Source organism: Acholeplasma sp. ORD1043 (assembly GCF_057808485.1).
The window spans coordinates 66,919-73,270 of record NZ_JAQLOJ010000010.1 but is presented as its reverse complement, the minus strand read 5'-3'; the positions used below and the strand labels follow the sequence as shown (position 1 = coordinate 73,270).

The 6,352-nt window shown below is 34.9% G+C and carries 6 protein-coding genes, 1 tRNA gene and 1 other RNA gene; all 8 read right to left on the bottom strand.

Annotation, left to right across the window (positions count from 1 at the left end; genetic code table 11):
• Positions 1–108 precede the first annotated feature (108 nt).
• Positions 109–193: transfer RNA gene (locus PG914_RS04905), tRNA-Tyr, on the bottom strand.
• Between the two features lie 148 nt (positions 194–341).
• Positions 342–515: a DUF951 domain-containing protein gene (locus PG914_RS04900; RefSeq protein ID WP_488822594.1), complete on the bottom strand. Its 174-nt coding sequence runs from the start codon at positions 513–515 to the stop codon at positions 342–344.
• A gap of 9 nt (positions 516–524) precedes the next feature.
• Entirely contained in the window at positions 525–1,220 is a 696-nt protein-coding gene (rsmG, locus tag PG914_RS04895) for a 16S rRNA (guanine(527)-N(7))-methyltransferase RsmG (protein ID WP_488822593.1), read from the bottom strand.
• Positions 1,210–3,066: a tRNA uridine-5-carboxymethylaminomethyl(34) synthesis enzyme MnmG gene (mnmG, locus tag PG914_RS04890; RefSeq protein WP_488822592.1), complete on the bottom strand. Its 1,857-nt coding sequence runs from the start codon at positions 3,064–3,066 to the stop codon at positions 1,210–1,212. Before mnmG ends, rsmG begins: the two co-directional genes overlap by 11 nt.
• Before the next feature lie 9 nt (positions 3,067–3,075).
• Entirely contained in the window at positions 3,076–5,037 is a 1,962-nt protein-coding gene (gene tkt / locus PG914_RS04885) for a transketolase (RefSeq protein ID WP_488822591.1), read from the bottom strand.
• A complete protein-coding gene (locus tag PG914_RS04880) occupies positions 5,030–5,713 on the bottom strand; it encodes a DUF2304 domain-containing protein (protein ID WP_488822590.1) in 684 nt (227 codons plus the stop codon). The genes tkt and PG914_RS04880 overlap by 8 nt, the downstream gene beginning before the upstream one ends.
• A 78-nt stretch (positions 5,714–5,791) precedes the next feature.
• Positions 5,792–5,885, bottom strand: an RNA gene (gene ffs / locus PG914_RS04875) — signal recognition particle sRNA small type.
• 11 nt (positions 5,886–5,896) lie between these two features.
• Complete coding sequence (tadA, locus tag PG914_RS04870) at positions 5,897–6,352, bottom strand: tRNA adenosine(34) deaminase TadA (protein WP_488822589.1); 456 nt, start codon at positions 6,350–6,352, stop codon at positions 5,897–5,899.

The following is a 6,352-nucleotide window of genomic DNA, read 5'->3' as shown; positions in this document are numbered from 1 at the left end:
TTTCACATGCACTAGTTTAGTGCGCTTACTTATTCTATCACTAGGTCATAACAGTGTCAACTATATTTTTAACAAAATTAATTTGACTTATTATTTTAATAATAGAAATGGTGGGGAGGGACAGATTCGAACTGCCGAACCCTGAGGGAACAGATTTACAGTCTGCCGCGTTTAGCCTCTTCGCTACCTCCCCGCACATTGCATGCTTAATTATTCTATCGTAAGACAATTAAAAATGCAACCACTTTTTGTCACTTTTTTTATTTAATTTAAAAATTAGTGAAAGTGCATTATATATACATATATATAGATAACAAAAATAAGTCGTATTTGCAAGGATTTTATCTAATAATGCGCTTATTTAGCTCAAAACGCATCAAAATAATCTCTCTGCCACAGCCAGTGCACTTCAATTTAATGTCTGCACCAACTCTTGTTATTTCCCATTCTTTTGATCCACAGACATGAGGCTTCTTAGTTTTTATTAATTGACCAACTTCAAAATTCTCATTCATACAATCATCCTATAATGGTTTTTTTAGCATCTTAGCATACGGTCTTGGGTAGCCTGAAATGTGGGATTTTTTTTGCAATAAAATATTTGCTCTAAACCCATTTTCAAGCGGTAAGGAAAATGTGTCAATTTTCTTAATTTCAACCTTTAAAGTTTCCATTGCTTTTTTCGCTATGTTGATTTCTTCTTCATATTTTGAACCCTTAGGTGCAATGAAATATCCATCAACTTTAAGCATCGGTACACCAAACTCTAAAATCATTGACAGTTCGCCTAGTGCGCGTGCTGTCACAATATCAAACCTTTTAATGTTTTTGTGTGCAAAGACTTCTGCTCTTTCGTGAACAATTTCAAAATCAATATTTAAAGTTTCACGTAGCTTCTTTAAAAATTCAACACGTTTTATTTGACTCTCAACAATCGTTAATTTTAAGTGTGGATAGATCAATAATAACGGTACACCAGGAAACCCGGCACCACTACCCATATCACATATAGATTCAATACTATTAAAGTCAATTAAATTGCCAATTAAAGTAGAGTCAAGAAAGTGTTTGATATACACTTCATCTTCATCTACTATTCTTGTTAGATTTGTATGTTTATTATATTCAATTAATATTTCTTTATATTTCTCAAACGAAGATTGTAAGGATAACTTATCAACCTTCGTTTGCGGAATTTGTTCTAAGTAATTATTGTGCATAGCGATTCTCTAAATAAATCATAAGAACCGAAATATCAGAAGGATTAACGCCTAAAATACGGGTTGCTTGTCCTAGTGTTTCTGGACGTACTTTATTTAGCTTTTCTCTAGCTTCTTTTGAAATGTTTTTAACTTCTTCATAGTTGATATCAACTGGAATATGTCTAGTTTCAAATCTAGATACTTTTTCTGCTTCACGTTCTGCTTTTTCAATATATCCTTGATATTTGATATGAATATCTACTTGTTCATAAATATCATCTGATTCATTTTCTTGTAGGAAGTATTTTAAGGTTTCTAAACCAAGTTCTGGACGTTTAAGTAAATCATATACATAAACCCCTTCATAAATTGGTGCAGAGTTCTGTGATGCTAAATAAGAAAGATTTTCTTCTGTCGGATTAATTCTTAATGATTTTGCTTTTTGGATTAAACGAGCAATTGTTTCTTTTTTATTTTGGAATTTTTGATAACGCACTTCATCGACTAAACCAATTTGATAACCATAGTCACGAAGACGTAAATCTGCATTGTCATGACGTAGTAAGAGTCTATGTTCAGCGCGTGATGTTAATAAACGATATGGTTCATAGGTGCCTTTAGTAATTAAATCATCAATTAATACACCAATATATGCTTCATTACGTTTTAAGACAAGTGGTTCTTTACCTTGCACCTTCAAACCAGCATTAATACCTGCCATTAAACCTTGGCAAGCCGCTTCTTCATAGCCAGATGTACCATTAATTTGACCAGCACAGAATAAGTTTTTAATAACTTTAGTTTCAAGTGATCTAAATAATTGATTTGGGTTAATCGCATCATATTCAATTGCGTATGCATATTTAACAATTCTTGCATTTTGCATACCAGGTAAAGATTTGATCATCTTTTCTTGAATATGTCTTGGCATCGATGTTGAAAAACCTTGGACATAAATTTCATCAAGTGATAAACTTTCGGGCTCTAGGAATATTTGATGGCGATCTTTATCTTGGAATCTTACAAACTTGTCTTCGATTGAAGGACAATATCTTGGACCGACCCCTTCAACAACACCACCATACATCGCACTTTCACCTAGGTTATTAAAGATAATGTCCTTGGTTTCTAGTGTTGTATGAATTAAATAACAGTCTTCTTGATAGCCTAATTCAGTGATTGGTGAATCATAAGAGAATGTTTGGAGTTTTGTATCTCCTGGTTGTGGGGTCGCAACACTATAGTCAATTGAGTCTTTCGCAATTCTAGGTGGTGTTCCAGTTTTTAATCTGATTACTTGGAACCCTAATTCTTTTAATTGACCAGAAATACCATAAGTTGTTTTTTCTCCATGCGGACCACTTGGTGTTTTCTCATGACCAATTAAGATTTGAGAAGCAAGATAAGTACCGGTTGTAATAACTACAGTCTTACCAAAAACTTGTTCTCCGTTTTCTAAGATAACCCCTTTGGCTTCTTTATCTTCTACAATTAGACGATCGACAAAACCTTGAAGAATGGTTAAATTCTCTTGAGATTCTAACGCTTTTCTCATGATTTTTGGATACTCTAATTTATCAATTTGCGCGCGTAACGCACGTACGGCTGGTCCTTTTGAAGAATTTAACATCTTCATTTGGATTTGACCTAAGTCTGCGGCACGCCCCATTTCACCGCCTAATGCGTCAATTTCTCTTACAACAATACCTTTTGCAGGTCCACCAATGGATGGATTGCAAGGCAAAGTGGCAACTTTTTCAATGTTGCCTGTAATTAAAAGTGTATTTAACTTCATTCTTGCCATTGCAAGTGCAGCTTCTACGCCTGCATGTCCTGCGCCGACGATGATGCCATCATAAATCATGCGACTACCTTATTTCTTTATAATCTCTACAAACTTTTCTGCTACTTTTTCTTTTGTGAAGCCAAAGACTTCTAATACTTTATTGACAGAGGCAGAAACTCCAAATGTGTCAATACCATAAACGTATGGGGTAAATCTAAACCAAGAATAACTTGATCCCATTTCTACCGCTAATGTTTTAACATTTTTAGGTAAAATTGAATCTTGATATTTTTGAGGTTGATTTAAGAAGTTAAAGTGTGAGGGCATTGAGACAACACGGACATCAAAACCTTGTTCCTTTAATAGTTTCTTAGCCTCAACTGCAAGTGATACTTCAGACCCTGCAGCAAGTAAGATACCATCTAATCTCTTTTCTTCTTTATCAACGATATAACCACCCTTTAAAACACCTTCTTTTGAAGTTGTTGCAAGGTTAGTTACATTTTGACGGGTTGTAATAATTGCAGTTGGTGTTTTAGTTGCAGTAAATGCAATCTCTACCGCTGCTTTTGTTTCATTTCCGTCTGCTGGTCTAATCACATTTAAATTAGGAATTGTTCTTAGACCGATTAATTGTTCAATTGGTTCATGGGTTGGACCATCTTCACCAACAGCAACCGAATCGTGTGAGAACACGAAAACTGAAGGTAGATGCATCATCGCCGCTAAGCGTACTGGTGGTTTCATATAGTCTGAGAAGACAAAGAATGCACCAGAGAATGCTTTTAATCCACCATGTAGATTAATACCATTTGTAATTGAACCCATCGCGTGTTCTCTAACACCATAACTAATATTTCTACCTAATAGGTTATCGCGTTGGAAGTTACCATCCGCTCCCTTAGCCTTAGTTGATGATGTAAGGTCCGCAGACCCACCGATGATATTAAGGTTTTCTTTTGAAAGTAAATCTAATGCTTTACCCATCATATTACGGGTTGCATCTTTACTACCTGGTTCAAAGACTAATTGATCAAAATTAACTTTAACTTCGCCTTTTAGGAATGATTCAAATTGACTTGCAAGTTCTGGGTATTCATTTTTATAGCTTGCAAACATTGCTTCCCATGCTTTATAGGCTTTCTTACCACGGTTAAATACTTTTGATTTATATAGTGAATATACTTCAGGTGCAACTTCAAATGGTTTATATGTATAACCTAAGTAGTTAGCAAAGTATTCACGTTCTTCTTCACCAATTGCTGCACCGTGAACTTTATGGGTTCCTGCAATTCTAGTTCCTTTACCTATAATTGTCTTAACTTCAATAATGGTCGGTTTATCTAGAACTTGTTTAGCTTTAGCAATCGCACGATTAACTGCTGCGATGTCATCACCATCATTTACTTTTAAGTAATGCCAGTTTTGAGCTTCAAATTTCTTTTTAACATCTTCTGTGACTGCCCATTTAGTTGGTCCATCTAATTGAATATCATTTGAATCAAATAATACAATTAATTTACCTAATCCTAAATGACCAGCAAGTGAGATTGCCTCTAATGCAACCCCTTCTTGAAGGTCACCGTCTCCACATAATACGTATGTATAGTGGTCAACAATGTTAAATCCTTCTTTATTAAATCTTGCTGCTAAGTGTTTTTCAGCAAGCACCATACCTACTGCATTTGAAATACCTTGTCCTAGTGGACCAGATGTCGTTTCAACACCGTCTGTATGACCATATTCAGGATGACCAGGTGTTAATCCTGGGTAATCTCTAAATGATTTGATATCTTCAATTGATAATTTATAACCTGATAAATGGTTTAAACCGTAAAGTAACATTGAACCATGTCCTGCTGATAGAACAAATCTATCGCGGTTAATCCAATTAGAAACCTTGGGATAAATATTAATATGTTTTGTAAACAATGTATGAGCCATTGGTGCTGCCCCTATTACAATACCAGGGTGGCCGCTATTTGCGCGATTAATGGCATCAACACCTAACATACGTAGGGTATTAATTGCTAATAAATCTTTATTCATTGTTTTCTCCATCTTTGTTTTCTAATTCAGCTTGAATTTCTTCTGTTGCTTCTTGATCTAATGCTTCAACTTCGATTTCTTCTGTATCAGTTTCATCAGCTGCTGGTTGGAAATATTGTTGATAATAAGTTTCTTGGTTTGTTAAGATTTGTTGGAATGCATCTTCACCAATTGCTTCACGAATTAAATCTGTAGCTTTCTTGTTTTCAACATCAACTAAAGCACGTAATTTCTTTTGTTGTAATGATGATGAACCAAATAGTCCAACAAATAATGCCACGATTGAAACTAAGAAAACAGTGTCTTGAGCATCAGAGAACCAAGTTTGAGCTGCAAGTGAAATACCTAGTAAAACAAATAGCATAACAAATGAAATTAGCATATATTTATTTGATAATCTCTTTTGTTCAGCATAAATAGAATTTGTGAAATCTAACCAGATTGTGTTAATTTCATTTTGGTATAAATCTGATACTGCTGTGTAATATCCTTTATCGACAAATAGACGATAATCAACACCATTAGAAGTCCATACTGAGAAACGACCACGGCTTGCAAATTTTGAATAATCTGCACGATCGTCTAAGTAATACATTTCTAATTTAGCACCACGATAGTCTTCGACTCTAAAAGGTTCTCCGACCGCTTTATCGTATTCTTTTGGTAACATTTTCATATCTTTTTTCCTCCGAAAGTAGTTTTATAGTCTATTTTTAATTATATCATGAGATATAATTTTCAAGTAAAACATCTCCATAGGGTATCCTCACCCACACACCAGGTAACTTATGGCTGCTTCAATCAAGACCTGACCAGGTTCATCCCTTAGTGTTGAATGAGAATACCCTATAGAGATGTTCTATTTGGTTTCTCTTAAGTTTTTAAAGAAAGTTTTTAGTAAATTGCTAGCTTCTTCTTCTAAGATTCCACCCACATACTCAATTTGGTGGTTAAAGCGATTATCAAGCAATTTTAGAACACTTTCAACTGCACCAGCTTTAGGATCTTTTGCACCGTAATAGAGTTTTTCTATACGGGCTTGGATCATAGCACCAGCACACATACTGCATGGTTCTAGTGTAACATAAACGCTGCATTTTTCAAGTCGCCAACTGCCGATTTTCTTACTTGCTTTTAGCATTGCATGAAGTTCAGCATGGCTTGTGAAGTCTTGTTTGCTTTCACGTAAATTGTGGGCTCTTGCGATGATTTTATCTTCATAAACCACCACAGACCCAACTGGGACTTCATCTTTATTATACGCTTTTTTTGCCTCTTTTAAGGCTTCTTTCATGAAATATGTATGTTTTTCCAT

Excerpts from the sequence above, each read along its gene's own strand:
- PG914_RS04900 (WP_488822594.1), bottom strand. The coding sequence starts at position 515 with ATGAATGAGAATTTTGAAGTTGGTCAATTAATAAAAACTAAGAAGCCT.
- rsmG (WP_488822593.1), bottom strand. The coding sequence starts at position 1,220 with ATGCACAATAATTACTTAGAACAAATTCCGCAAACGAAGGTTGATAAG.
- mnmG (WP_488822592.1), bottom strand. The coding sequence starts at position 3,066 with ATGATTTATGATGGCATCATCGTCGGCGCAGGACATGCAGGCGTAGAA.
- tkt (WP_488822591.1), bottom strand. The coding sequence starts at position 5,037 with ATGAATAAAGATTTATTAGCAATTAATACCCTACGTATGTTAGGTGTT.
- PG914_RS04880 (WP_488822590.1), bottom strand. The coding sequence starts at position 5,713 with ATGAAAATGTTACCAAAAGAATACGATAAAGCGGTCGGAGAACCTTTT.
- tadA (WP_488822589.1), bottom strand. The coding sequence starts at position 6,352 with ATGGAAAAACATACATATTTCATGAAAGAAGCCTTAAAAGAGGCAAAA.